General features: G+C 56.7%; 23 protein-coding genes. 10 read left to right on the top strand and 13 right to left on the bottom strand.

All coding sequences use genetic code 11. From position 1 onward, the window contains the following. Positions 1 to 2: 2 nt before the first annotated feature. From WG219_04680 to WG219_04670, 3 genes are all read left to right on the top strand, one after another. A complete protein-coding gene (locus tag WG219_04680) occupies positions 3 to 365 on the top strand; it encodes a response regulator (protein ID WXL26781.1) in 363 nt (120 codons plus the stop codon). Position 366: 1 nt separating this feature from the next. Then, complete coding sequence (locus tag WG219_04675; protein ID WXL26780.1) at positions 367 to 969, top strand: chemotaxis protein CheC; 603 nt, start codon at positions 367 to 369, stop codon at positions 967 to 969. A gap of 183 nt (positions 970 to 1,152) precedes the next feature. Next, positions 1,153 to 1,860 carry a transporter substrate-binding domain-containing protein gene (locus tag WG219_04670; protein WXL26779.1) on the top strand — a complete coding sequence of 236 codons (708 nt, stop codon included), beginning with the start codon at positions 1,153 to 1,155 and terminating at the stop codon, positions 1,858 to 1,860. Between the two features lie 20 nt (positions 1,861 to 1,880). Here WG219_04670 and WG219_04665 read toward each other — a convergent pair whose 3' ends face one another. Further along, entirely contained in the window at positions 1,881 to 2,606 is a 726-nt protein-coding gene (locus WG219_04665; GenBank protein WXL27936.1) for a hypothetical protein, read from the bottom strand. A 347-nt stretch (positions 2,607 to 2,953) separates the two neighbouring features. Between WG219_04665 and WG219_04660 the strand changes: the two genes are divergently transcribed. Beyond that, positions 2,954 to 3,664: an endonuclease gene (locus tag WG219_04660; GenBank protein ID WXL26778.1), complete on the top strand. Its 711-nt coding sequence runs from the start codon at positions 2,954 to 2,956 to the stop codon at positions 3,662 to 3,664. Positions 3,665 to 3,734: 70 nt separating this feature from the next. Here WG219_04660 and WG219_04655 read toward each other — a convergent pair whose 3' ends face one another. From WG219_04655 to WG219_04640, 4 genes are all read right to left on the bottom strand, one after another. Further along, entirely contained in the window at positions 3,735 to 5,114 is a 1,380-nt protein-coding gene (locus tag WG219_04655) for an efflux transporter outer membrane subunit (protein WXL26777.1), read from the bottom strand. 5 nt (positions 5,115 to 5,119) lie between these two features. Next, positions 5,120 to 7,060: a MacB family efflux pump subunit gene (locus WG219_04650; protein WXL26776.1), complete on the bottom strand. Its 1,941-nt coding sequence runs from the start codon at positions 7,058 to 7,060 to the stop codon at positions 5,120 to 5,122. Between the two features lie 10 nt (positions 7,061 to 7,070). Then, complete coding sequence (locus tag WG219_04645; GenBank protein ID WXL26775.1) at positions 7,071 to 8,330, bottom strand: efflux RND transporter periplasmic adaptor subunit; 1,260 nt, start codon at positions 8,328 to 8,330, stop codon at positions 7,071 to 7,073. A 260-nt stretch (positions 8,331 to 8,590) separates the two neighbouring features. Continuing rightward, positions 8,591 to 8,980, bottom strand: coding sequence for a hypothetical protein (locus WG219_04640; GenBank protein WXL26774.1), 390 nt, complete (start codon positions 8,978 to 8,980; stop codon positions 8,591 to 8,593). A gap of 250 nt (positions 8,981 to 9,230) precedes the next feature. On the opposite strand from WG219_04640, the gene WG219_04635 reads away from it, so the two are divergent. Then, positions 9,231 to 10,487: a hypothetical protein gene (locus WG219_04635; GenBank protein ID WXL26773.1), complete on the top strand. Its 1,257-nt coding sequence runs from the start codon at positions 9,231 to 9,233 to the stop codon at positions 10,485 to 10,487. Positions 10,488 to 10,964: 477 nt separating this feature from the next. On the opposite strand, the gene WG219_04630 is transcribed toward WG219_04635, so the two are convergent. From WG219_04630 to WG219_04615, 4 genes are all read right to left on the bottom strand, one after another. After that, positions 10,965 to 11,747: a gamma-glutamyl-gamma-aminobutyrate hydrolase family protein gene (locus WG219_04630; GenBank protein WXL26772.1), complete on the bottom strand. Its 783-nt coding sequence runs from the start codon at positions 11,745 to 11,747 to the stop codon at positions 10,965 to 10,967. Between the two features lie 388 nt (positions 11,748 to 12,135). Then, positions 12,136 to 13,632, bottom strand: a complete 1,497-nt coding sequence (locus WG219_04625; GenBank protein WXL26771.1) for a CoA-acylating methylmalonate-semialdehyde dehydrogenase — start codon at positions 13,630 to 13,632, stop codon at positions 12,136 to 12,138. Between the two features lie 55 nt (positions 13,633 to 13,687). Continuing rightward, entirely contained in the window at positions 13,688 to 13,975 is a 288-nt protein-coding gene (locus tag WG219_04620) for a cupin domain-containing protein (protein ID WXL26770.1), read from the bottom strand. Then, complete coding sequence (locus WG219_04615) at positions 13,975 to 15,321, bottom strand: aspartate aminotransferase family protein (GenBank protein ID WXL26769.1); 1,347 nt, start codon at positions 15,319 to 15,321, stop codon at positions 13,975 to 13,977. Before WG219_04615 ends, WG219_04620 begins: the two co-directional genes overlap by 1 nt. A gap of 121 nt (positions 15,322 to 15,442) precedes the next feature. Here WG219_04615 and WG219_04610 point away from each other — a divergent pair, with 121 nt between their 5' ends. From WG219_04610 to WG219_04590, 5 genes are all read left to right on the top strand, one after another. Continuing rightward, positions 15,443 to 16,354 carry a LysR family transcriptional regulator gene (locus tag WG219_04610; GenBank protein WXL26768.1) on the top strand — a complete coding sequence of 304 codons (912 nt, stop codon included), beginning with the start codon at positions 15,443 to 15,445 and terminating at the stop codon, positions 16,352 to 16,354. A 169-nt stretch (positions 16,355 to 16,523) separates the two neighbouring features. Further along, positions 16,524 to 18,524 (top strand): methyl-accepting chemotaxis protein, encoded by a 2,001-nt coding sequence (locus WG219_04605; protein ID WXL26767.1) that lies wholly within the window; start codon positions 16,524 to 16,526, stop codon positions 18,522 to 18,524. A 208-nt stretch (positions 18,525 to 18,732) separates the two neighbouring features. Continuing rightward, on the top strand, positions 18,733 to 19,413 hold the full coding sequence (locus WG219_04600; protein ID WXL26766.1) for a TetR/AcrR family transcriptional regulator: 681 nt from the start codon (positions 18,733 to 18,735) through the stop codon (positions 19,411 to 19,413). Next, complete coding sequence (locus tag WG219_04595) at positions 19,394 to 19,978, top strand: YigZ family protein (protein ID WXL26765.1); 585 nt, start codon at positions 19,394 to 19,396, stop codon at positions 19,976 to 19,978. Before WG219_04600 ends, WG219_04595 begins: the two co-directional genes overlap by 20 nt. Positions 19,979 to 20,169: 191 nt before the next feature. Then, positions 20,170 to 21,117, top strand: coding sequence for an adenosine deaminase (locus WG219_04590; protein WXL26764.1), 948 nt, complete (start codon positions 20,170 to 20,172; stop codon positions 21,115 to 21,117). 136 nt (positions 21,118 to 21,253) lie between these two features. Here WG219_04590 and WG219_04585 read toward each other — a convergent pair whose 3' ends face one another. The 4 genes from WG219_04585 to WG219_04570 form a co-directional block, all read right to left on the bottom strand. Further along, positions 21,254 to 23,371: a TonB-dependent copper receptor gene (locus tag WG219_04585; protein WXL26763.1), complete on the bottom strand. Its 2,118-nt coding sequence runs from the start codon at positions 23,369 to 23,371 to the stop codon at positions 21,254 to 21,256. Between the two features lie 79 nt (positions 23,372 to 23,450). Beyond that, entirely contained in the window at positions 23,451 to 23,816 is a 366-nt protein-coding gene (locus tag WG219_04580; GenBank protein WXL26762.1) for a DUF2946 family protein, read from the bottom strand. 22 nt (positions 23,817 to 23,838) lie between these two features. Continuing rightward, the gene (locus WG219_04575; GenBank protein ID WXL26761.1) at positions 23,839 to 24,324 is read right to left on the bottom strand and encodes a copper chaperone PCu(A)C; all 486 of its coding nucleotides are present in this window, start codon (positions 24,322 to 24,324) and stop codon (positions 23,839 to 23,841) included. A 151-nt stretch (positions 24,325 to 24,475) separates the two neighbouring features. Beyond that, positions 24,476 to 24,859: a DUF2946 domain-containing protein gene (locus tag WG219_04570; protein ID WXL26760.1), complete on the bottom strand. Its 384-nt coding sequence runs from the start codon at positions 24,857 to 24,859 to the stop codon at positions 24,476 to 24,478. Positions 24,860 to 25,122 lie beyond the last annotated feature (263 nt).

Raw genomic sequence — 25,122 nt, 5'->3', positions numbered from 1 at the left:
CCATGTCCAAGAACTTCCTAATCGTTGACGACAGCATGGTTTCTCGCATGATGACCAAGAGCATCATCAGCAACCTGCACCCGAGCTGGAAAATCTTTGAAGCGTCCAACGGCGAAGGCGCTATCGAGACCTGTCGGCAGCAAGCCATTGACCTCATCAGCATGGACTTGAACATGCCCGGCATCAGTGGCTTAGACGCAGCCACCACAATTTTGGAGGAAAATCCAAACGTCAAAATTGTGATGCTCACCGCCAACATTCAATCTGCCATTCAAACCAAAATACAAGAACGTGGGCTGACCTTCCTGGCTAAGCCCATCACTGCAGACAAGGGGCCAGCACTGCTGCGCGCACTGGGGCATTAAGATGCACAAACTATCGACACTACAGACGGACGTGCTCTGCGAGATGTTCAACATCGGCATCGGCCATGCCGCTGCTGTCATGAGTGAGATGCTGCAAGACGAAGTCCTGCTCAGCGTGCCTGAAATCCACTTTATTACCGTCAGTGAAGTGACTGACCATCTGGGCCGTAAAAGCAAATCCATGTATTGCATCCGCCAACCTTTTACTGGCCGTTTCTCCGGCAATGCCCTGCTGATATTCCCGGAGGACAAAAGCCTCGAAATGGTCAAAAGCATTATTGGAGAAATCCCCCCCGGCACCGAGCTGGAACAATTTCAGCGCGATGCCCTGATGGAGGTCGGTAATGTGGTCCTCAACGCCTGCCTGGCCTCATTGTCCGAAATCACCCGCACCCCATTTGAATGCAGCATGGCCTCAGTCGATTCCGGTGATACCCGAAAAGTGTTGGGCTCGCGCGTACAGAATCATGTGGTACTGCTGATTCATATCAGCTTCCATCTGACCAAACAGGACATCGAAGGCTTTGTCGTGTTCGTCATGAACTCCACGTCCTACGAAGACATGATCGGAGCGGTAGATCGCTTTATAGCCAACCTCGGCTAAGTAATACGCATGCAGCAAGTGGCTCCAACTGGTGCATGTTATGAGCCGGACAAAAAGCCATACCTTTGCCATTACACTCAACACTAAGGTGTGATAAAAAAGCGTAGCAACCCCTTCACGCGCCTCACCTTTTGCCTGCTCATTTCCTACTTTTTATCTAGGAGTTGTATGTGTAGAGCGGTATTGTTTCTACTGCTTTGGATTTCCTTCGGAGCCTGTGCCGAAGATTGGCGAATATTGGGGGATGAAAAATTCGCCCCCTACAGTTACTTAGGCCAAGACGGCCGCACCCCACAAGGCCACGACGTCGAACTGGTAAAAGCCGTACTAGACGAAGCCAACATTAACTACCAATTACAACTCTACCCCTGGCAACGACTCATCAGCTTGCTGAGTAAGGATGCCGCCACCGCCGCCTTTCCCTTTGTCGACAGCCCAGAACGGCGCAGCCAGTTCGAACTGGTCGGCCCCATCCGTTACGGGCGTACTGCGTTTATCGTCTCGTGCAATGTCAATTTGACCGACTGGAAGAGCTTTAATGACTTAGCACCCTTCACTATCGGCCAAGTTCGCGGTTACGCCTATGAAGGCAATTTCGACAAGGCGCCTCTGTCACGCAATACCCAAGCCAACAACCCACGCCAACTGGTTTCGATGTTATTGGCCGGACGTATTGACGTGATTGTGGGGGATCAAGCGCAGCTGATGTACTGGATCAAACTGGAAAACGCGCAGCATCAAGTACGGGTGTTACCCACACCGCTGGTGATCATGCCGCGCTATGTGGGCTTCAGTAAAAAAAACGCTGACAGCGCTCGAATTTTTGCCGAGGCTTTGGAGCGTCTGCGCCAAAACGGCACGCTTGAACAACTGCACATGGAATTGCAATAAGCCGTCGGGCGGTCACTGCCTCACTGCACCGGCAGGAAGTTCATAAACAGCAAACTCTGCGCATAGCTCACACCCAACCGGCGGTAACGCTCATCCAGTACATCGGTGAGCAGATCAAGCCGCGCTACAATCTTCCCGAACTCCACCGCATAACTCAGGTTACGCCCGTCCGCCGATATCTCGTTGGAGAGCAGCCAAGGCTTGCCTTCAGCGTCCGTACGCTGGGCCAACATCCAACTGGCTACTTCAATATTACGTGCGGCGTTGTGCACAAACTTCGGGTCAATGGTATCGCTCATGTAGTACTCAGTACGGCCACCGTGAGCGGTAATCAGCATACTGGCCAAGGAGTAAATAAAGGCCCCTACCCGGTCCCCTTGGTATTCGGCGCTCAAGGTATAGCTCAATGCTGCAATATCCTTGCGCCCGCCCAATTGCGGCAGGGGCTCATCATTTTCAATCGCCCGATGCACCGCAGCCTTGGCCGACTCGGCATCAGGCAAGCCGGTTTTACGCCACTCACGGGGGTTACGCAGATACAGCTTGTCCATCAGCCGATAAAGGCTGTTCAAGTTATTACGCATACCCAGTGTTGCCATACGGTCAGCATGCGATTGGAAGAACTCGCTGGCCTTGGCAGGGCTGCTATTGCTGACAATGGTTTTGTGATCCTGTCGCGTTGAGCAGCCGCTCAAGACCAGCAAAATCAAAACGCTAAGAAGGGAAAAACAGCGCCACTGCGCCATCCCGGTAGTGCCATTTGGCCTTCCGGTGCGATCTTTCGTCCGTTCAAATCGCTGCACAGTACTCATCAGTGGAGGTCATCCGCTGCGGTGTTGTGAGGTAAAGCTAGCAAAAAGAAAGCTACATTGACCAACTTTTAAACAAAAATATGTCAATAAATCCCAACAACTTACCGCCAACTGTTAAATCTCATTGGTAGATGGCAGACAGCAAGACGGCGCAAAAGTTGAAAAAAACCTTTCACCCAATAAGAACGAACTGAAAATAACTCCAATAGAAACAGACTCACACCCTATAAGTGAGCCCAATCACAGTATGATGGTCGGCCTTTTTCGTACCAGACAGCGCAATGCCCTCCGCACTACTCCTGACAACACTCCTGATCGGTCAAAACCTGCTGGCTGATCCTCCCCAAACGCTTACAACCGCCAAACAGATCGCCCGACAGATCTACGCTGCTCAGCCAACTACGTTTTATTGTGGCTGCCGTTTCAACGGAAACCGGGTTGATTTAGCCAGTTGCGGCTACCAACCACGCAAACAGGCCGAACGTGCCCGCCGCCTGGAATGGGAGCATGTGGTCCCGGCCTGGGTGATCGGCCACCAACGCAAGTGCTGGCAAAACGGCGGCCGCAATAATTGCTCGCGCAATGACACAACCTATCAGGCCGCAGAAGCCGATCTGCACAATTTAGTGCCCAGCATTGGCGAGGTGAACAGCGACCGTTCCAACTTTGCCCTCGGCATGCTCAGCCAAAAGCCTAGCCAATACGGTGCCTGCAAGATGGTGGTGGATTTCTCAGCGAAAACCGCCATGCCACCAGAACAGGCTCGCGGCCCGGCGGCACGCATCTATTTATATATGGCGGATCAGTATCGCCTGCGCCTGTCCAACCGCGACCGCCGCACCTACGAGGCGTGGAACCGCCAGTACCCGGTCAGTGAATGGGAGCGCTGGCGTAATCAGCAAGTTGGCTGCGTGATGGGCCACGGCAACCCCTATGTTGGCGAGGTGGATGCCGTACAGTGTTTGTTGCAGCGAGTGCTCAGCACACGCTAATTGCCGCGCCTCAGTCTTCGCGATTCAGGAAGGGGCTACCGCAAGGCAGCCCCCCATCTCCCACTCAGACTCAACCGCCGTAACCACCGCCCAGCACCTTGTACAGCTGCACCTGATTTTGCAGCTGCGAGGACTGGTTCTGCAGCAGGCTGTCACGGGCTGAGAAGAAGTTCTGCTGGGCGCTGAGCACGGTCAGGATATCGGCCGAACCCTGACGGTATTGCAGCTCGGCCAGACGGAACGCTTTCTCCGCATAGGCTACGACCTGCTGCTGGCTTTGGTATTGCAGTTGGCCTTCACGCAGGGCGATCAGCGCGTCTTCCACTTCCTGCAAAGCGGTAATCACGGTCTTGCGATAGCCGTCCGCCAGTTCAACATAGCGTTCTTGCGACAGCTCTACGGCACCACGCAGAGCACCGCCACGGAAGATCGGTTGCAGCACCGAAGCGCCGAGGCTGCTGGCCAGATTGGCGCCGTTAAACAGGTTGCTGAACACATCCGCACTGTAGCCGCTGGAGCCGGTCAGGCTGAGGCTGGGGAACAGCGCGGCACGGGCTGCGCCGATATCTGCATTGGCAGCCCGCAGGCGCGCTTCCTGCGCCTGAATATCCGGGCGACGCAGCAGCAATTCGGAAGGCAACCCTGCCACCGTGCTCTGGGGCAGCATCAGCTCACCGAGGCTGTCTGCTTTAACCTGTGCAGCAAAGCCCTGAGGCATTTCACCGATCAGGATAGCCAGCGCATTTTCAGCCGTCTGGCGTTGCTGGCGAATACCCGGAATGGAGGCGCGGCGCTGCTCCACCATGGTCTGCTGCTGGACCAAATCCAGCTCACTACTGGCGCCCAGACGGGTCTTGGCCTCGGCCACTTTCAGCACTTCTTCAGCGTTGGCCAGGTTATCCAGGGCGATGCGTTCGCGCTCGCGCAGCTCTAACACTTTGAGGTAACTGCTGGCGGTGGATGCAGCCACCGTTAAGGCTACCGTGTCGCGCTCAAAGGCAGTCGCTCGGGCACCTTGAAGGCTGCCTTCAAGGTTGTTGCGGTTCTTGCCCCAAACATCCAGCTCGTAACTGATCGACAAGCCTGCGGAGAACGACTCACGCACACCGCCACCGGCGTTGTCCGCCGCAAAATTACGGCTGCCGCCGACATTACCGCTCACCGATGGCAACAACGGCGCACCGGCGATGCGGGCCTGAATATCTGCCTGACGCACACGGCTCATGGCAGTGGACAAATCCAGGTTGCCGCTGGCCGCGCGCTCAACCAGGGTGGTCAGTTCATCACTGCCAAATACCCGCCACCATTGGGGATCAACCACCGTACTGCCCTGTCCTTGCTCGTATTGTTCCGGCAGCGGCAATTCAGGCGTTTCGTATACAGGCGCCAGATTGCAGCCCGCCAACATTAATGCGCACACCAGAGGCAGCGGTTTAAACATCGCTTTCATCACCATTAATCCGAAGCCAGAGCTTGAACAGGGTCGAGATGGGCCGCCTTGCGGGCAGGCATCAGACCGAAGATAAGACCGGTCGCAAAGGCACAACCGAATGCCAACAGCACCGGTGCCAGGGTGAACTCCACCGAGGTACCAAACATGCGCAGCAGCCACGCAACGCCCAGCCCCAGCAACACACCCAGCACCCCACCGATGGCAGACACCACCAGTGCTTCAGTGATGAATTGCTGAAGGATATTGCCCGTGCGCGCCCCCGTGGCCATGCGGATACCAATCTCGCGGGTACGCTCCGTGACGTTCACCAGCATGATGTTCATCACGCCGATGCCGCCCACCAGCAGCGAGATCGCCGCAATCGAACCGAGCAGAATAGTCAGGGTGTCCTGAGTCGCCGTCACTGCATCCAGTAGCGATGCAGTGTTACGAATCTGGAAGTCCTCCACACCGTTATGGCGCTTAAGCAACTCCTGCCGGATCACCTCTTCCGTTTCAGTAATGCGCTCAATGTCGTCGATGTAGGCCGTAATGCTCTGCACATAACGCTGACCAAACAGACGCAAGCTGCCGGTGGAGAACGGCACCAGGGCTACGTCATCCTGATCCTGCCCCCATGGTGTTGCGCCCTTGGCACTCATCACACCAATGACCTGGAACGGCACGTTCTGGATCAGCACGTACTGCCCCACCGGGTTTTGCTCCGGGAACAGGTTTTGCGCCACGGTCTGGCCCAGCACAGTGACCGTCGCGTAGGCACGCTCATCCGCCTCGCTGAAAAATGCCCCCTGAGCCACCGGCCACTCACGGACCTCCGTCATGCTCGCGTTGGTCGCAGTAATGCTGGTTTTGTAGTCGATATTGCCTGCACGCAGCGTCGCGCTGCCTTGCTGCTCACCCAGCGCATCCCGAACATTGGGCAGCTGCGCAATGGCTTTGCCATCCTCAGCGGTCAGCGTGGCCGTCACACCATCGGCTGAGCGCGGCATGTTCGGCGCGCCGGGGCGGATCGACAGGAGATTGGTCCCCATCGCACTGATGCGATCCACCACGCTCTGCCGCGCCCCGTTGCCCACCGCCAGCATCGCCACCACCGAGGCCACACCGATCACAATGCCAAGCAATGTCAGCACCGTGCGGAACAAATTAGCCTTAAGCGCACGGCCGGCCATGCGTACAGCCTCGCTAACATCCGCAGCGCCCGCACCGGCGGGTGTGGTGTTCAGAGCAAAGTCCACAGGTGCTGCGCCCTCAGACTTTTTCGCGCCACTGTCGGCCACGATCAAACCATCACGGATCTCGATCTGGCGGTCAGCGTGGGCAGCCACTTCGCGGTCGTGGGTGATGATGATCACCGTCTTACCCTGGGCCGACAGCTCCTTGAGCAGGGCCAACACTTCCTGCCCGGATTTACTGTCCAGCGCGCCGGTGGGCTCGTCCGCCAGAATCACCTCGGCATCGTTCATCAGCGCACGAGCAATCGACACCCGCTGCTGCTGGCCACCGGAAAGCTGGCTAGGGCGGTTGCGCAAACGCTCCCCCAGGCCCAGGCGCTTGAGTAAATCAGTCGCCCGCACATGCCGCTCGGCAGCGGGAGTGCCCGCGTAAATCGCTGGAATCTCGACGTTCTCCAGCGCATTGGCGGAAGAGATCAGGTTGTAGCTCTGGAACACAAAACCGAAGGCTTCACGGCGCAGCGCCGCCAACCCGTCGGTGTCCAGCTCCGCCACCGGATGCCCGGCAAACAGGTACTCGCCACCGCTGGGTTTATCCAGGCAGCCGAGGATGTTCATCAGGGTGCTTTTGCCTGAGCCGGATGCCCCCATGATGGCGACAAACTCACCGCGCGCGATCTCAAGGTCGATGCCGTGCAGCACCTTCACCTCGATTGCGCCCGTGTTGAAGCTGCGGGTGATGTTCCGCAAGGAGATTAATGCACTCATGATCTAAGCCTTAGAAACGTGGACCACCGCCCGGAGGGCCCATACGACGGCCGCCACCGGCGCCCTGACCTTCAGCCCCGGCCGGGCGTGGCGCCATAGCGGGTTGCGTAGCAGCCAACTGCTCACCCTCGACAATGCCCTCCAGCACCTGCGCATTAACCCGGTCACGCAGGCCGATCTTGACCATGCGCTCCACTGGCTTGCCCTTCTCCATCACCTGCAAGCGGTACACCGTCGCCCCATCCGGCAGCGGGCGGCCACGGCGGTTCTGCAACGCCGACACGGGAATGGTCAGCACGTTGTCTGCCTTGGCATTGATAAAAAACACCTGGGCGCTCATCTGCGTCATCAACTTGCGCTCGGGGTTATCCACATCGAACTGAGCGTTGTAGAGCACCACGTTATTGGTCACCGTCGGCGTCGGCAGAATCTGCCGAAGCGTGGCCTCCCAGCGCTGCTCACTGCCAAGGGTGGTGAAGTACACCGGCATGCCTTCCTTGAGCTTGCTGATATCGGCCTCGGACACTTGCGTGTCCACCGTCATACGCGACAGGTTGGCGATCTGCACAATCACCGGCGCCTGCTGGTTGGCGTTGAGGGTCTGGCCCTGTTTGGCCGATTGCGACACCACGGTGCCGTCCATGGGCGCGAAGATTTTGGTGTATTCGAGGTTGGTGCGATCTTCTTCCAGCCCCGCTTCAGTTTGGGCAATTTGCGCCTGCAAGGCTTCGATCTGCGCGGACTTCACCTTCACATCCGCCTGCGCGGTTTGCAGCAGTTCCTGGCTGGTTGCTTTCTCCGCAAACAACGCCTGCTGGCGCTTGAGTTGAATCTGCGCAAGCTCCAGCTGCGCCTGAGTCTGCTTAAGCTGAGCACGCTGATTGGTCAGCTGCGCCTGTGTCGCCACCACCTTGGCCTGCATCAGGCGCGGGTCGATCTCAGCCAGCAACTGCCCCTGCTTCACCTCATCCCCCAGTGCCACGTGCAGCTTCATCAACTGCCCGGAAACCTGCGCGCCCACATCCACATAATCCAGCGGCTGCAAGGTGCCCAACGCGGTGGTGGTGTCCTCGATATTGCCCTTGGTGGCGGTGATCAGCGGTGCCTTGGCGGCAGCGTTGGCGTCATCTTTCATAAACCACCAACCCGCACCTGTGGCGGCAACCAACGCGACAGCAATCAGCAAACTGCGGGGCGAAAAAAGGTTTGAGCGTAACGACATGGCGACTGCATCCAATTGATTAAGCGGTGTTTCCACAATGATGGCCATGCTAGCCAACACCCCCGACCAACGGAACGCAGTAAAGGGTAAAGGATGGGTAAAGCTGGGCTGACAAAGAGCTGAAATACAGATTTTCAGGGTGCTCGGACGCTGGGGCGAACCCTTTAACTCGCGCGCTGGAGGCTAAAAACACCAAACCCTAGGGTGGATGGACAAAGCCATCCACCATTGGCCAGTGCGGACACAGCCTAAACCGGAGTTGTAGTCGGGAATTTGGTGGATGAAAAAAGCGTCATCCACCCTACTTGCTAAGGCTTCAAATGCTTCAGCACTGGAAGAGCCACGGCAATCCATACGATTCCAAGAGCCAGCAGGCCAGAAGACCACCAAGCGCGAGCGCGCATACCGATCGGAACCATGGCCATCTCTTTCGGATCCAGTTCACCTCGTTTCACGTAATAACGCTCCAAGCAGATGGCCCCGCAGATCGCGTTCAACTGCATGTACCTGGCGATAAACCCTGCGCCTGACCACATCCCCAGCTGATTTCGTATAAACCGGCTGTTCGGGAACAAGCTGCGGACACGTTCGAGGTCGTGGTAAACCATATACACAGTTAAGGCCTGGCCGATTAGGACGATCACGAAAGGCGTGGCCATAACAATGAATGGCCACCACGAACCCCAGAACCAACTCATTGGATTACCTCGTAAAGCAGTTCGCCGGTGAAGGCGACGTCGTCGGGGGACTTCTTTGCGCTCGCGGTGGTCGAGGCGGCCAGGGACATTGAGTCTTGTACGCCACGGCAGATGCCGATAAATACGAACACTGCAATTAACCAGTAACCTGAAAACTTAGAACAAACCACACGTTGAACTTCTTGGATTTTGTCAAGCCTGCCTTTTTTCGTAGACTCATGCCAGAGCAAAGGTATACAGGGAGTTTTTCATGGCCACGGACAATAAGACGGGCTCATCGTACACATTTGATCAGGAATGGAATGCTGACTCTTCCTGGAAAACCGATGGCAGTGGTAATCGTGATTTAAGCTGGAAGCCAAGCCAAAGCTGGACCGAGACCGCCTCAAATAGGGTAAAGCCTGGAAACGGGGGAGCTTCGTTTGCAGCGTGGAATCCGCAGACACCGGCTACCGAGATGCTTGTATCCCCACAGGCAGAGCAAGTGCGAACACCAGCTCCACTTTCCCCAGGTTTTTACCTGATACCCCGCAGTATGAGTGGCGATCAGGTCCTAGCAATACTTTTTATAGAAAAGCCTGATGCAAATCTTGTCAGTCGCATTAAGTCCCTGAACCCTACATTTGATCAAGGCTTTAAGGCTGGCGAAATGTTTGTACTGGGCAACCTCGTTAATCCCACTGCTTGTTTGCGTGAGGAAGCGGATCTCATGAATGCCGCCGCTCAAGTGCGCACGGCTTTAGAGCCGTTGAGCGAGCCTGAAGCTGACTTCATGACTAAACATCAGGCAGAAATAGCCTTAATGCTCAGTGGCGGGAGTGATTCGTTAGGGGTATCCAAAGACGTCTTCGACAAAGGACTGAAGATTGTTGAGGGTACTTTGCATGATATTGAGTACCTCCATCAGCGTGAATTCGCTACGCACGGGCACCTACAAAGTCCCGAGTTCTTTCAAACGCGGAAGAAACTGTTGAGCCTCCTTGATAAGCAATTAAAGCTCACCCTTCTAGGTAAACAACTTGGTTTAGGCAGTTACCACACGTTACGTCGAGACTTAGGTATTTCTACACGCAGTGTTGTCCATCATTGGAGCCGAAGCGGAGCCCCGAACCAGATACCTGGTTATGCAACACACATGAGGGAGATAGCAAAAGCCGCAAAAATCCTCAAAGGCGGTGGACACATTGGAATGGCCCTCAGCGTTACCGCTTCAGGTGTAAAAATTAAGGAAGTATGTGAGGCGGGCAGTGCCACAGCATGCGAAAAGGTCAAATACACTGAGGCAGGCAGCTTGGCAGGAGGACTTGTTATCGGCACAGCATCTATGGCCATTGCAAGTTCATCCGCTGGCTCGCTTTGCGCCTTTATTGGTCTAGGTACTGGAGGTGTGGGAGGTGTGATCTGCGGCTTGGGAGTGATCGGAACCGTTTCATTTTTCGGCGGGAAAGTGGGAAGTGAAATTGGCGAGAATATCGGTGGAAGAATTTACGAGGAAATTCCCCAGTGAGTACCTGGATAAACGCATTGCCTCCGATTGCAGCCATTACGCTCTTGTTGCTGCCATTTGTTATCGCACTCGCAGGCATTTTGCTTTTTCTATACCAAGCCTATCGGGAGATGGATGTAATCCTTGCGACCTTTCCTAATAGCACCTATGTCAGAAACCGGTGTCGCTTGTGGGGCGGTAAAGGAATTGTCTCTCGCTTTATTCTAATCAGCAGCTTGGCGGCAGTTGCGCTCCGGCCCGGTGGGTATATACGCAGAGGCGAGCTTGACCCTACCGAATTGGAAAACTTGCCCCCCACAATCAGAATTCGTTTGCGAGTAGCGTGGTGGCTTTGTGTTATCGGCGTTGGGACTCTTGTCATTTTGTATGCCTTCATCTGATGTAATCAGTTGAAGGCAAATAGATACAACCTCCAGACATTCAAAGTAAAAACGCCCGCCAAATTGGCGGGCGCTTTTATCTAACTATCAACACCGATCAAGCCACTTCCACAGCCACCTTCTTCTGCTTCTTCTTAGCCTGATACTCACTGCACGCATCATGGAATGCTTGCAGCAGTGCGTTGTAGTCGCTCTTCTCCCAATAGCGATACTCAGGGTGCCATTGCACACCGACGGCGAAGTTTTTCGCGCCGATTACGCTGACGGCTTCGATCTGACCGTCTTCGGCGACGGCTTCAATTTGCAGGCCTTCGCCCAGGCGGTCGATGCCTTGGCCGTGGAGGGAGTTGACCTTCACGGTACGTTCGCCAATCAGGTTATGCAGCACGCCGCCTTCGGTGAGGGTGACGTCGTGCATGGGGCCGTAAGCGACGTCATCCGGGACTTCTTTGCGCTCGCGGTGGTCGAGGCGGCCGGGGACGTTGTGCACTTCGCGGTGCAGGGTGCCGCCGTGCAGGACGTTCAGCTCCTGTACACCACGGCAGATGCCGATAAAGGGGATGCCGCGATCAATGCAGGCGCGCATCAGGCGCAGCACGGTGGCGTCGCGGGGTTTGTCGGCAAGGCCGAGGCCGGGGTGGTCATCGCCATACCAGCTTGGGTGAACGTTCGACAGGGAGCCGCCGAACATGATGCCGTCTACATTGTCGAGCACGGTTTCCATGTCGAGATCATCCCCATAAGCGGGAATCATCAGGGGAAACGCACCATAACCGGTCACTGACTGTATGTACTTCTCGCCAACCAGATGAAACCAGCCGATATCTCGGTCGGTCAGCTGCCAGCGACACAGTGGAAGGCCAATCATTGGTTTACTCATTTCAAGGGTGTCCTCTTCTAAGAACCGTAGCGGTGGCCGGAGGCCTCCCGTGGCGGGTTCTGTTGATTGAAGTGGGCTGCCCTTGAGGGAGCGGTCTCATAAGCGTGACGGGCACACTAAGAGCCCGTTCCCGCAAGGGGTGCAGAGGCGTTTAGCCTCTGTACCAGCGCCGCGCCCGCGCGGCTGTTTTTGTTATCGGTGTTGCAAAATCTAAAGCAAAAAAAGGGCCGGTCGTGTGACCAGCCCTTTTGTTAAATCCTGTGTGCAAAGCGTTCCAGCGCAGCGAACGCGTTCGTACTCGTGCGCGCAGCCAGCAACCGGGCCGTGTGGCCCGATTGTGTGTGGCAGTGCTGAGCCGAAATGCGGTGCTGCATCTGGAACATAGGCCTTAACCGTTGCTCGGGAAGGCGAATTGCGCAGCCTCGTGGCTGGCGCGCTGCGGCCAACGCTGAGTGACGGCTTTTTTCTTGGTGTAGAAACGAACGCCGTCCGGACCGTAAGCGTGCAGGTCGCCGAACAGGGAGCGCTTCCAGCCGCCGAAGCTGTGGTAGCTAACCGGTACTGGCAACGGCACGTTAACGCCGACCATGCCCACTTCGATCTCGTCAACGAACAGGCGAGCCGCTTCACCGTCACGGGTGAAGATGCAGGTGCCGTTGCCGTATTCGTGATCGTTGATCAGCTTCATGGCTTGTTCCAAGCTGCCAACACGCACGATGCACAGAACCGGGCCGAAGATTTCGTCGGTGTAGATGGTCATTTCCGGGGTGACTTTGTCGAACAGCGTACCGCCGACGAAGAAGCCGTTTTCGTGACCGTCAACCACCAGGCTGCGGCCGTCTACAACCAGCTCAGCGCCCTGCTCTACACCAGCGTCGATGTAGCCTTTAACTTTGTCACGGGCAGCGGCAGTAACCAGCGGGCCCATGTCCAGACCGCAGGAAGTACCCGCACCCACTTTCAGCGCTTTGATCTGCGGAACCAGTTTCTGTACCAGTGCATCAGCGATCTGATCGCCTACGCATACCGCTACGGAGATGGCCATGCAGCGCTCGCCGCAGGAGCCGTAGGCAGCGCCCATCAGTGCGCTTACGGCGTTGTCCAGGTCGGCATCTGGCATCAGCACGGCGTGGTTTTTCGCGCCGCCCAGAGCCTGTACGCGCTTACCGCGCTTGGTGCCTTCGCTGTAGATGTATTCGGCAATCGGAGTCGAACCAACGAAGCTCAGGGCTTTGACTTCCGGGGCTTCGATCAGCGCGTCTACCGCTTCTTTGTCGCCGTTGATGACGGTCATTACGCCCTTCGGCAGACCGGCTTCCAGCAGCAGTTGAGCAATGAACAGGGTGGAGCTTGGGTCACGTTCAGACGGCTTGAGGATGAAGCAGTTACCGCAAACGATGGCCAGCGGGTACATCCACAGCGGCACCATCGCCGGGAAGTTGAACGGGGTGATACCCGCTACAACGCCAACCGGTTGCAGGTCAGTCCACGCGTCGATGTTCGGGCCGACGTTACGGCTGTAGTCGCCTTTGAGGATTTCCGGCGCGCCACAGGCGAACTCGACGTTTTCGATACCGCGCTTCAGCTCACCGGCAGCATCTTCGAGGGTTTTGCCGTGCTCTTCGCTGATCAGCTGGGAGATTTTGTCTTCGTTCTGCTCCAGCAGTTGCTTGAAGCGGTACATGATTTGCGCGCGCTTGGCAGGCGGAGTGTTACGCCAGGCCGGGAAGGCGGCCTTGGCCACGTCGATGGCCTGCTGGATGGTAGCGCGGTCGGCCAGTGCGACTTTCTTGGTCACAGCGCCGGTGGATGGGTTGTATACGTCAACGCTGCGGCCAGTACCCTGAACCACTTCGCCGTTAATCAAATGGCCAACAATGCTCATGCAAACCTCACTTACTTGTTCTTGAATCGGGCTGCCCGCTGGCAGCCCGTGAAGATCACTTGATCTCGGTTTCGACAAAGACCACTTCATGGTCGGTGTCGTTAATTACGTTGTGGCATACCCCGGCCTTGCGGAAGTAAGCCTGCCCGGCCACCAGCGGAGCGCGCTTGTCGCCCTCTGGGGTTTCCAGCAGCAGGGTGCCATTGGTCATCGGCACCACCACATAGTCATAACCGTGGCGGTGGTGGCCAGTTTCGGCCCCCGGTGCAAAGCGCCATTCGGTGACGATGACTTCGTCGTTGTCGACTTGTACGGTCGGTACTGCTTGTGGGCGCTGGCTCATTAGTCAAGCACCGCCAGTATGTCGCCCACGGCGTTGAACAGGGTGTCCAGCTGCTCAGGTGTGGTGTTGAAGGTTGGGCCAAACTGCAGGGTGTCGCCACCGAAGCGGACGTAGAAGCCTGCGTTCCACAGTTTGATACCGGCTTCGAACGGACGGATCACTGCATCGCCATCACGCGGGGCAATCTGAATTGCACCGGCCAGGCCACAGTTACGGATGTCGACGACGTTCTTGGTGCCTTTGAGCGAGTGCAGTTTCTCTTCGAATACCGGCGCCAGGGCAGCGGATTGTTCGATGAGGTTGTCGCGCTTGAGCAGCTCCAGAGTCGCCAGGCCTGCCGCCATGGCAACCGGGTGACCCGAATAGGTGTAACCGTGGCCGAACTCAACCATGTGCTCTGGGGTCGGCTGGTTCATAAAGGTGTTGTAGATCTCGCCGGTGGCGATCACAGCGCCCAGCGGAATCGCACCGTTGGTGACCTGCTTGGCGGTGTTCATGATGTCTGGGGTAACGCCGAAGTATTCAGCACCAGTCCACTTGCCCATACGGCCGTAAGCGGTGATCACTTCGTCGAAGATGAGCAGGATGTTGTGCTGGGTGCAGATTTCACGCAGACGTTGCAGGTAGCCAACCGGCGGCACGATGGCACCGGCAGAACCGGACATCGGCTCAACGATCACCGCAGCAATGTTGGAGGCGTCGTGCAGTTCGATCAGTTTCAGCAGCTCGTTAGCCAGTTCCACACCACCGGTTTGCGCCATGCCTTTGGTGAAGGCCATGTTCGGTTGCAGGGTGTGCGGCAGGTGGTCAGCGTCCATCATCTGGCCGAACATTTTGCGGTTACCGCCAATGCCGCCCAGGCTGGTACCGGCGATGTTCACGCCGTGGTAGCCGCGAGCACGGCCAATGAATTTAGTTTTGCTTGGCTGGCCTTTCAGGCGCCAGTAGGCACGGGCCATTTTCACCGAGGTGTCGGCACACTCGGAGCCTGAGCCGGTGTAGAACACGTGGTCCAGACCTGCTGGCATGATCTCAGCGATCTTCTCAGCCAGTTGGAAGGACAGCGGATGGCCGTACTGGAAGCCTGGAGCGTAATCCAGGGTGCTCAGTTGCTTGGCCACGGCTTGCTGGATTTCAGCGCGGTTGTGACCAGCGCCGCAGGTCCACAGACCGGACAGGCTGTCGAATACGCGACGGCCTTTGTCATCAATGAAGTAGTTGCCATCGGCAGCCACGATCATGCGCGGGTCACGCTTGAACTGACGATTAGCGGAGAACGGCATCCAGTGAGCGTCGAGATTCAACTCGCTGGTTACGGATGGCATAGCAGTCTGCGGCATGTTCATGTGTGGCCTCGCAAGGACAGACGGTGTTTTTGTAAGAGAAGCAGTTGCAGTCAAAGGTGCCAGAGGCTTAGAGTCAGGAAAACATGACTCTTTATATCTTTAGTTAAGCAGCCACTAAACTATGAGCACACGCCGCCCGGAACCTCTTGCCCAAGTCAGCGACTTTGACATCCGCCTGATCAAACTCTTTCGCACCGTGGTTGAGTGCGGCGGTTTCTCCGCCGCTGAAAGCGCGCTGGGGATTGGCCGCTCGGCCATCAGCCAACAGATGAGCGACTTGGAACAGCGCCTGGGCCTACGCTTGTGCCAGCGCGGCCGGGCAGGCTTTGCCCTGACGGAGGAAGGCCGCGAGGTGTACCAGAGTTCGATGCAACTGTTAGCGGCGCTTGAAAGCTTCCGTACGGAGGTAAACGGCCTGCACCAGCACTTGCGCGGCGAGCTGAACATCGGCCTGACCGATAACCTGGTGACCATCCCGCACATGCTGATCACCAACGCCCTCTCCCGCCTTAAGGAGCGTGGCCCGGATGTACGCATCAACATCCGTATGACGACACCGTCAGAGGTTGAGCAAGGGATTCTCGATGGCCGCCTGCACATTGGCGTAGTGCCGCAGGTGGGCGCGCTGTCTGGCTTGGAATACCAGAGCCTGTATGAAGAACGCTCACTGTTGTATTGCGCCGTGGGCCATCCGTTGTTTTATGTGGATGACAACCAGCTGGAAGATGAACGCCTCAACACGCAGGAAGCGATCGCGCCGACCTTCCGCCTGCCGCCAGATGTGCAGAGCCATTATCAGGTGCTCAACTGCACGGCCAGCGCCTCTGACCGTGAAGGTGTGGCCTTCCTGTTACTGACCGGGCGTTATATAGGTTACCTACCGGATCACTACGCGCAGGTCTGGGTGCGAGAGGGTCGATTGCGCGCACTCAAACCCGCCACTCGCTATTACGACATCAGCCTCGGAGCCGTGACCCGTAAAGGCCGCAGAGCACATTTAGTGCTGGAAAGCTTCTTGAACGAGCTGGCCTGAACGGCCTAGAGCGGCGCAAATTTTGTCAACGTCTCAACGGCAGTTAAATGACGGCAAGATTCTTGCTATCAAAACGCCACAAGACGAGGCAGCCCGATAACGCATCAACGAATGCCCCGTTCCTTAAGTAGCTTGCCGATAAAACTAAATAATTAGAGAGCGACGGACGATGCACTTCTTCACACCGGTTCTGGCCCTCATGAACCGCGCGCGTTATGCCCATAAGTTCATGCTGATTTTCGCCTTGTTCATGCTGCCCTACTGCGGCCTGTCAATCAGCAAACTTGCAGATTTGAATGCCGTACTTGAGCAATCGCGCTTAGAAATGCAGGGCCTCCAAGCTATTGAGAAGTATCTCCCGGTCTACCACCACGCCTACGAGCTAAGTGGCCTGCACGTTGTCAGTTATGCGCGTAACAAAGATGACGTCAGCAAAATGCTCAATGAGCACAGCCAAACCTTTACCCAAAACGCCAAGGCGTTGAATGAGCAGTTGCACGATCCGATCTTTGAGAACTTGCTAAGCCCAACCGAAGACCCGGGCCTTGAAGTCGACAAAAAGAAGCTGGGCACCCAAGGCCTCAGCGCGCAAATGATCGCCCATGGCCGCTATCTGTACACCTTTAGCGGCAATATCAGCGAGATTGCCGCCGCAACCAAACTGAGCCAGGACAGCGACCCGCGTATCTACCGCAACGTCAATCTGCTGCTCACACAACTGATGCCGCTGTACGAGGTGATGAATAACACCCGCACCTTCTCGGCTTATCTGTCGGCCTATGGCTATCTCGAATCCACCACGCGCCCAACTATCGTCAATCAACTGCCTGCGCTAGAGCTGTACGCGAACAGAACCGCCAGTAAAGGCAACCCAGATGCCATCAACCTGATGACTGAAGCAGCCAAACAAGCCGCTGAGGCGTACAAACGCAACGTCGTCGATGTGTACACCAAAAGCGGCTATTTCGATCTGGAAGGTCAGGAGCGCTGGAAGACCCGCTACGACGATGCGTTGCCGCAGGTCGACATGCTCAACCAAGCTAAAGACATTCTACTCAGCGAAACCTCCAGCCTGTTGCAGGCGCGCATCAACGAAAACCTACGCGCGCTGGTGTTTTGGGCCGTGACACTGGGGTTGGTTGTCCTGTTGCTGGTGTACTTGTTTATCGGTTTTTATCTGTCCGTGCGCCAAGCCATCCGTGACATCACCACGGCAACCCGGCGCATGGCCGAAGGCGATCTGATGCAGTCCCTGCGCACTCAGGCCCGAGATGAGTTGGGCGATCTGGCCAATGACTTCAACGAGATGCAAAGTCGCGTCAGCCAACTGATCCGCGAAGTGGCCACCTTCTCTGAGTCGACCCGCAGCAAGGCGCAGAACGTCAGCGATATATCCTCCACCAGCCAAAACAGCATCCAACAGCAAGCCCGCGAACTGGAGCTGATTGCCACCTCCATGAGCGAACTGGTGAGCAACGTGCAGGAAGTAAGCCGTAACTCCCACGTAACCGCCGAGAAAGCCAATATGGCTGGCGACAAATGCCGCGAGGGACGCACGCAGGTTGGGCACGCTGTTCAGCGCATCAACCAGCTCTTCTCTGAGATGGACGACTCCATCCGTGCGATTACCTCGGTAGAGCTTGAAAGCCAAGAGATCGCCAAAGCCGTTGACCTGATCAAAAGCGTTGCCGAACAAACCAACCTGTTGGCCCTGAATGCAGCTATTGAAGCGGCTCGCGCAGGCGAACAGGGGCGCGGTTTTGCGGTGGTGGCAGATGAGGTCCGCAGCCTCGCCATCCGCTCACATCAGCTGACAGGAGAGATTGACCAGACCATCGAGCGCTTGCGCGTGCAGGTCAGCGATGCAGTGAAAACCATCCGCGGCAGCCACCACAGTGCGGCGCAGAGCGTGGAACAGATCAACCTGACAGCCAGCATCTTTGAACAGATTACCGGCAGCATGGACCAGATCATTGACCACAACATTCAGATCGCCTCGGCCGCTGAACAGCAAGCCACAGTGGTACAGGGTGTTGAGCAGAACACGCTGGAAATCAAAAAGCTCAGCGACAGCAATGCCATTGAGGCGCAAAGCACCGTGAACATCAGTGACGAACTGGCCGGCATGACCCGCGACCTGCACAAGCTGATCGCGGCCTTCAAAGTCTGAGCATCAGGCGGCGCCAACGTTGTTGGCGCCGCTTTTTACTGCCGTATTGCACCAACAGCGTGCAAGCCCCCCATAACTCGCACCACACGCATGCCTAACTACCTGAAACTTGTGAACTTTCAATATCGTCAGGCACTAAACCTTGTCATTCATGTGGTACTGGGGTATCAGTGCACCTATTCAGCCCTAATAGCCTCTAACAACTACTATGAACGCTGCCGCACCAACCCCTATTTCTGTTGAAAAACCTGTTGGCCGAATCCGACAGAAAAATAAAGAAGCCATTATCAAGGCCGCCGAAGAGGAATTCGCGCGCCATGGCTTCAAGGGCACCAGCATGAATACCATTGCCCAGAATGTCGGCTTGCCCAAGGCAAATCTGCATTACTACTTTGGCAACAAGCTGGACCTGTACAAAGCTGTCTTGCTCAACATCCTTAAGCTGTGGGACACCTCCTTCGACAGCGTCACCGCTGAGGATGACCCGTACGAAGCGCTCTCCACCTACATTTGCGCAAAAATGGAACACGCCCGCCGTCACCCCAAAGCCTCGCGTATCTATGCGATGGAAGTGATCAGCGGCGGCGAAATCCTCGCCACCATGCTAGGCCAGGATTACCGCAACTGGTTCCAAGGCCGGGTTGCAGTGTTCGAAGCCTGGCAAAAAGCCGGAAAGATGGACCCGATCGACCCGACCCATCTTATTTTCATGCTGTGGAGCAGCACCCAGCACTACGCAGACTTCGCCTCACAGATCGGCCGTGTAACCGGTCACGCCCGTATGACCAAAGCGAACTTCGAGCAGGCATCTGATAATCTGGTGCACATCATTCTTAAAGGCTGTGGCATTAAGCTGCCTGAACATACCGATGCCCTTCACCCTGCTTGAACCCTGCGAATACCGCGAAGAAATCCGTAAAAGCCGCTTTATCGCTCTCGCCGCCCCAGCCACCAGTGCGGAGGCGGCCATGGCGTTTATTGCAGCCAACAGTGACCCAGCTGCCACCCACAATTGCTGGGCCTGGAAAGTCGGTAATCAATACCGTTTCAATGACGACGGCGAACCCGGCGGCACCGCTGGGCGCCCAATTCTGGCTGCCATCGAAGGGCAGGATTGCGACCAGGTCGCTGTACTGGTGATCCGCTGGTACGGCGGCATTCAACTCGGCACCGGCGGCCTCGCTCGCGCCTACGGCGGCAGTGCCAATAAATGCCTACAAGCGGCGCAACGCCAAGAGTTGGTTGCCCGTACCCACTACCGCTGCCACTGCCTGTTCGCTGAACTGCCGGTATTAAAAGCCCGCCTTGGCGATCTCGACTGTCTGCTGGTCAGCGAAACCTACGACGCCAGCGGCGCTGAGCTGGAACTCGCCCTGCCCCCGCAGCGCACCGAAGCCCTGCAACGCGTGCTGGCTGATATCAGCCGCGGGCGCAGCCTGTTGAAACCGCTGTAGAACACCTGTCGTCCACTTTCCCTCAGTACTCGGCTACGCCACGCTAACCTTGAAGTTGTTCTCCTGCTTGTCTAAAGCGATCAGGATGCTGATCACCGCCCTGAATAATCAGACCGACACCCGCAGGAAAGACAGGAAAAACCTGACCAAGCGGTTAGAATATCCGGCTTTTCTTATGATTTGAGGTTGCCATGTACGACTGGCTCAACGCCTTGCCCAAGGCTGAACTCCATTTGCATCTGGAAGGTTCTCTTGAGCCTGAACTGCTGTTTGCCTTGGCCGAGCGCAATAGAATCGCCCTACCCTGGAATGATGTCGAAAGCTTGCGTGCCGCGTATGCCTTCAACAATTTGCAGGAGTTTCTCGATCTTTATTACCAGGGCGCCAACGTGCTGCGCACCGAACAGGACTTTTACGACCTGACCTGGGCTTACCTGCTCAAATGCAAAGAGCAGAACGTGATTCACACCGAACCGTTCTTCGATCCGCAAACCCACACCGACCGTGGCATTCCTTTTGAAGTGGTGGTGCGCGGGATTACTCAGGCGCTGAAAGATGGCGAGCAACAGTTAGGCATTACTCACGGCCTGATCCTCAGCTTCCTGCGTCACCTCAGCGAAGAAGAAGCCTTCAAAACCTTGGAACAGGCCATGCCGTTCCGCGACGCCTTTGTCGCCGTTGGTTTGGACAGCTCAGAGCTAGGCCATCCGCCCAGCAAGTTTGAGCGCGTATTTGCCAAAGCCCGCAGTGAGGGGCTGGTCGCGGTGGCCCACGCTGGTGAGGAAGGCCCGCCCGAGTACATCTGGGAAGCGCTGGATCTGCTCAAGATCAAACGCATCGACCACGGCGTACGCGCCATCGAAGACGAGCGCCTGATGCAGCGCATCATCGACGAACAAATCCCGCTGACCGTATGCCCGCTTTCCAACACCAAGCTCTGCGTTTTCGACGACATGAGCCAGCACAACATCCTGCAAATGCTGGAACGCGGTGTGAAAGTCACGGTGAACTCAGATGACCCGGCCTACTTCGGCGGCTACGTAGGCGAAAACTTCGCCGCGCTGTACGACAGCCTGAACATGACCAAAGAGCAAGCCCAACGCCTGGCACAGAACAGCCTGGATGCACGGTTAGTCTGATCCCCAGATACCGAAGTATGGGTAAATCACTGCAAGGCTTTACCCACCCTCCATAACGTTTATTCGCGACTGAAGCTGTTCCTACAGCGCATTCTTGTAGGGGCGGCTTCAGCCGCGAAGTGTTATCGCACGCAGATCAGAAGCTGAAATCAACCTTAGTCCACAGGGTGCGCCCTGGCTCATTGAAGCCTTGCGGGTCATCCTGAATAAAGCCAAAACCAGCATTACCTGCAAGGTTCAGGTGCTCGCTGTATGTCTTGTCGAAGAGGTTATCCACCCCGGCGCTGACTTTGACTTCCGGGCTAATGCGGTAGGCAGCATTAAGTGAGAACACGCCGAAACCGCTGCTCTTTTCCAGGTCTTTGCCGACAACGTTGCCCTTGTTGATATCGACCCTATTCTGGCTGTCGACTACTCGCCACAGCGCTGCCGCACTCCAGCTTTCGCGTTCATAGCCCAGACCAAAGCGCGCCTCCAGCGGTGGGGTTTGTGACAGTGGCCGGCCATCCGAGCTGTTCTTACCCCAGGCGTAGGCGATACTGGCATCGGCCTTCCAGTTGTCTGTCAGGCGATAGCTGGCGCCCATTTCGCCACCCATGATGCGGGCATCAACATTGCTGGCTTCGGAACGGGTGTGGCCCGGCATCATGCCGGGTGAATAACTGAACAGGATGTAATCGCGCACCTGCCCGGCGTAGGCAGAAACCCAGGCTTCCAGTTTCTCGGTCTTATAGTTGAGGCCGAGATCCAGCTGGGTGGTTTTCTCCGGCTTCAGGCTTTCCATCGGCTGCACGAACCCCACCGGGCCGGGGCTGGCGGAGAACAGCTCCCAGTAATCCGGGAAGCGCTGGGTGTGACCAAGCCCCGCGTACCAAGTGGCCGGTATGGCTTGCAGATCTTGCTCGTAACGAACGAAGCCGCTGGGCAGCGTGTCGCTGCGGGTGTCATCGTAGGTCGGGTTGTCACGCAGGGTCATGCCGCTGCCAATGGTTTTGCGGAAGTCTTTAACGGAAGCCCGGTCTACCCTTGCCCCAGCGATCCAGCGCTGATCGCTGCTGAGGTGCCAAGTCAGCTCGCCAAACACACCGTAGTTATGGAATTCAGCATCCTTATCCCAGGGCTGCTCATCAAAGTCATGGTAGGTGCGGGTCATCATGTCGTAGCTGGAGCCGCGTTTGCGGTGTTCGTTGCGCTGGGCATCCACACCGCCTTTAAGCTCAAAGTCGTCCCATGCCCAGGTGCCGACCAGACGTGCGCCCAAGGTACGACGGTCGACATTACTGGCCATCGGATTCCCCATCATGCCGGTGCCGCTGGGCGTGCGCAGGCTGAAGTTATCCATCACATGATCGGCATAGTTGTAATACACACGCCCTTCCAGACTACGAAATACGTCGCCCAAGTTATCCAGTCGCACCTTAAGACCGAGGGTTTCACGCAAGAACTGGCTGCCGTCCATGCCACGACCGGCATAGCGGGCTTCACCGTCACCGCGACCGGCGCTCAGCTCGATCAGGGTGTCTTCATTGGGCGTCCAACCAAGCAGCACATCGCTGTTCCACTTTTCCCAACGCGACGGCACGGTGTCGCCATTGCCATCTTCGTAGTCATCTGCCTGGGCAGAGTTGGCCAGCAGGCGGATGTAGCCTTCGCTGCCACCGACTGCTGCATCCAGGCGGCGGTCAAAGCGGCCGTTGGAGCCGGCCAACACACTGCCATTCACGCGCCCGCCGAGTTCTTGAAAACGCTCAGTGTCGCGCTCGAAGAGGACCGTCGCGGCAGATCCGCCCGGCCCCCACAGCACGGTTTGAGGGCCTTTAATGACGGTGAGCTGATCGAAGTTTTCAGGGGACAAGTATGAAGTCGGCGCGTCCATGCGGTTCGGGCAAGCGCCGAGCAGTTGACCGCCATCGGTGAGGATATTCAAACGTGAGCCGAACTGGCCACGAAACACCGGGTCACCATTACTGCCGCCACTGCGAATCGCGCTGAAACCCGGAATAGTCTTCAGATAATCCGCCCCATCGGCTGCCGGGACTGGCTGGCGCGGCTGTTTGGGGTCAGTCACCACCGTTACCGGCGATTGTTGGGCCACGCCTGTCACTACCACAGGAGCCAGATGGATATGGGCATCCGCAGCAGTTTCAGCAGCCGTGGCCTGATTGGCAGACAGCAGGCCGAGACACAGCGGCGCCAACGTAAAAGGGATCCCATAGGATGAAACGGTGCGGCAGACTTTCTTATAAGCAGACATAAACATTCCCAAATCGAAATAAAAGTACGCCTTCCGCACACGTGACAGCGGTGCGGAGTAAGCGGCAATCAGTGATCGTTCAGGCGTGTTTTGGAGGGGCGCGGCTTCGTGCGCCGGGGAAAATCGCCGTACTGCTCAGCCCCAACGCCAGTGGGGCTGCTAATTGTTGAGGAGCCGCTGGCGGAAGGCTGAGTCGTGGCGTTGCGGCACCAGTGGCTGGGCTATGAAGCAACAACGTGCAATAGCCGCATTTGGCCCACAGTTCGTTATGGCCCTTATGCTCGCTGTGCTGGGAGGGATGCTCCCCGCAGGCCATTTCACTCACCCACGCAGGCTCGGCTGGCTGTAACAGCTGTGAGACCAACGGCCCCAGGCTGATCAGCAGCATGGCCAACAGCCCCAAGCAGAGGCTGCTGTAGACAGGTGAAAGGCGTTTAGCCTGCACGGGGTTTACTCAACAGGCCACGTTAGTGCCCATTGTGCTGGTGGCTGTGGTCGTCCCCTTCAGAAGGCGCCTCATCTTGTACAGCCACCTCCACGTCCACCTTTCCAGCCTTCTCGAAAACCAACGTCAGCGGGAATTTTTCCCCGGATGCCGCCTGTTTTTTCAGACCGAACAACATGACGTGATAGCCCATGGGCCCGAACTTAACCTCCCCTCCAGCAGGTAATGACACATCCTGCACCTGCTGCATTTTCATAACGCCACCGGCGTGAACATGCTCATGCAATTCTGCTTTGGCAGCAACCGGAGTGCTGGCGCCGATCAGCCGATCGGCCTGATCCCCCTTGTTATGGATAACAAAATAGGCGGCAGCAGTAGATGCAACCGGTGGCATGGCCCGCGACCAGGGATGGTCAATATGCAAGGTACCCGCGTCATACTCGTGGGCTTGAACAAACAGGCTCGGCATCAGTAATGCCACGATTAACAGGGTCTTTTTCAACAACATGACGGCTCTCCTTGAGAAGATCATCTGGACAAACAGCATTTGTCGCGCGGGACAACATCAAAGCGCTGCACACCGCCGCATAGGCTTGATGCAACAACCGCTTAAATATTTAAGACAGACGTATTCGTAGGGTGATTGCCTACGACATCGACTAAGACAGGGCGGGTGAAGCCCGGGGGTTGGCCGAGGGCCAGAGATAGCGCACCGCTGTTAGCGGGCTAAGCCAGTGGCTAAGACGGGGGGAGCGGGCTCGTGGGAGCAATCCCAGCAAGCCAAACAAGCTAATCAGCAGTACGGCTGAGAAACTGGAGCTCAGTGCGCAACCGGAACCCGCCAAGTCAGCAGCCATGCCGGGGCCACTCAGGTCAGCCCCAGCACCGACATTGCTGTCAGTGGAGCAGTATTGGCCGTCAAGCCCGCTCAGTTGCAAGCCAGCCATTTGACCATGACCTAAGCTACAGACAAGCGCACTGAACAGGACGCTGAAGTACAGCATCCAGGCGAGTAGCCGACGGTCAGACTGACGTAGTTTCATGGGAGCGAACTCTATCACCTCTTACTGTTTAGCTTAGCTACTGAATGGCTGTGGTGTATTGACGCAACCCAAGTAAAAACGCCAATGGCGACGTGCTCATTAATCTGCACCTGTGACAATATCAATTTGGCATAATCGTGCACCTATACTGAACAGCAAACCCTGTGTTCAGCAATTGGGTAACTATCGCCCCTATTTCTCGGCATTTAGGCTTATGCACTCAGATCTTCGAGGCGCGCTCCGCCTAGCGGGCGTCTACATCC

The organism is Pseudomonas mendocina, from assembly GCA_037482215.1.
GTDB classification, from domain to species: Bacteria; Pseudomonadota; Gammaproteobacteria; order Pseudomonadales; family Pseudomonadaceae; genus Aquipseudomonas; species Aquipseudomonas mendocina_E.
The sequence above is the reverse complement of the archived record's forward strand: the minus strand, read 5'-3'. Positions and strand labels throughout refer to the sequence as shown.

Excerpts from the sequence above, each read along its gene's own strand:
- WG219_04680 (WXL26781.1), top strand. The coding sequence starts at position 3 with ATGTCCAAGAACTTCCTAATCGTTGACGACAGCATGGTTTCTCGCATG.
- WG219_04675 (WXL26780.1), top strand. The coding sequence starts at position 367 with ATGCACAAACTATCGACACTACAGACGGACGTGCTCTGCGAGATGTTC.
- WG219_04665 (WXL27936.1), bottom strand. The coding sequence starts at position 2,606 with ATGGCGCAGTGGCGCTGTTTTTCCCTTCTTAGCGTTTTGATTTTGCTG.
- WG219_04660 (WXL26778.1), top strand. The coding sequence starts at position 2,954 with ATGCCCTCCGCACTACTCCTGACAACACTCCTGATCGGTCAAAACCTG.
- WG219_04655 (WXL26777.1), bottom strand. The coding sequence starts at position 5,114 with ATGAAAGCGATGTTTAAACCGCTGCCTCTGGTGTGCGCATTAATGTTG.
- WG219_04650 (WXL26776.1), bottom strand. The coding sequence starts at position 7,060 with ATGAGTGCATTAATCTCCTTGCGGAACATCACCCGCAGCTTCAACACG.
- WG219_04645 (WXL26775.1), bottom strand. The coding sequence starts at position 8,330 with ATGGCCATCATTGTGGAAACACCGCTTAATCAATTGGATGCAGTCGCC.
- WG219_04640 (WXL26774.1), bottom strand. The coding sequence starts at position 8,980 with ATGAGTTGGTTCTGGGGTTCGTGGTGGCCATTCATTGTTATGGCCACG.
- WG219_04635 (WXL26773.1), top strand. The coding sequence starts at position 9,231 with ATGGCCACGGACAATAAGACGGGCTCATCGTACACATTTGATCAGGAA.
- WG219_04630 (WXL26772.1), bottom strand. The coding sequence starts at position 11,747 with ATGAGTAAACCAATGATTGGCCTTCCACTGTGTCGCTGGCAGCTGACC.
- WG219_04625 (WXL26771.1), bottom strand. The coding sequence starts at position 13,632 with ATGAGCATTGTTGGCCATTTGATTAACGGCGAAGTGGTTCAGGGTACT.
- WG219_04620 (WXL26770.1), bottom strand. The coding sequence starts at position 13,975 with ATGAGCCAGCGCCCACAAGCAGTACCGACCGTACAAGTCGACAACGAC.
- WG219_04615 (WXL26769.1), bottom strand. The coding sequence starts at position 15,321 with ATGAACATGCCGCAGACTGCTATGCCATCCGTAACCAGCGAGTTGAAT.
- WG219_04610 (WXL26768.1), top strand. The coding sequence starts at position 15,443 with ATGAGCACACGCCGCCCGGAACCTCTTGCCCAAGTCAGCGACTTTGAC.
- WG219_04605 (WXL26767.1), top strand. The coding sequence starts at position 16,524 with ATGCACTTCTTCACACCGGTTCTGGCCCTCATGAACCGCGCGCGTTAT.
- WG219_04600 (WXL26766.1), top strand. The coding sequence starts at position 18,733 with ATGAACGCTGCCGCACCAACCCCTATTTCTGTTGAAAAACCTGTTGGC.
- WG219_04595 (WXL26765.1), top strand. The coding sequence starts at position 19,394 with ATGCCCTTCACCCTGCTTGAACCCTGCGAATACCGCGAAGAAATCCGT.
- WG219_04590 (WXL26764.1), top strand. The coding sequence starts at position 20,170 with ATGTACGACTGGCTCAACGCCTTGCCCAAGGCTGAACTCCATTTGCAT.
- WG219_04585 (WXL26763.1), bottom strand. The coding sequence starts at position 23,371 with ATGTCTGCTTATAAGAAAGTCTGCCGCACCGTTTCATCCTATGGGATC.
- WG219_04575 (WXL26761.1), bottom strand. The coding sequence starts at position 24,324 with ATGTTGTTGAAAAAGACCCTGTTAATCGTGGCATTACTGATGCCGAGC.
- WG219_04570 (WXL26760.1), bottom strand. The coding sequence starts at position 24,859 with ATGAAACTACGTCAGTCTGACCGTCGGCTACTCGCCTGGATGCTGTAC.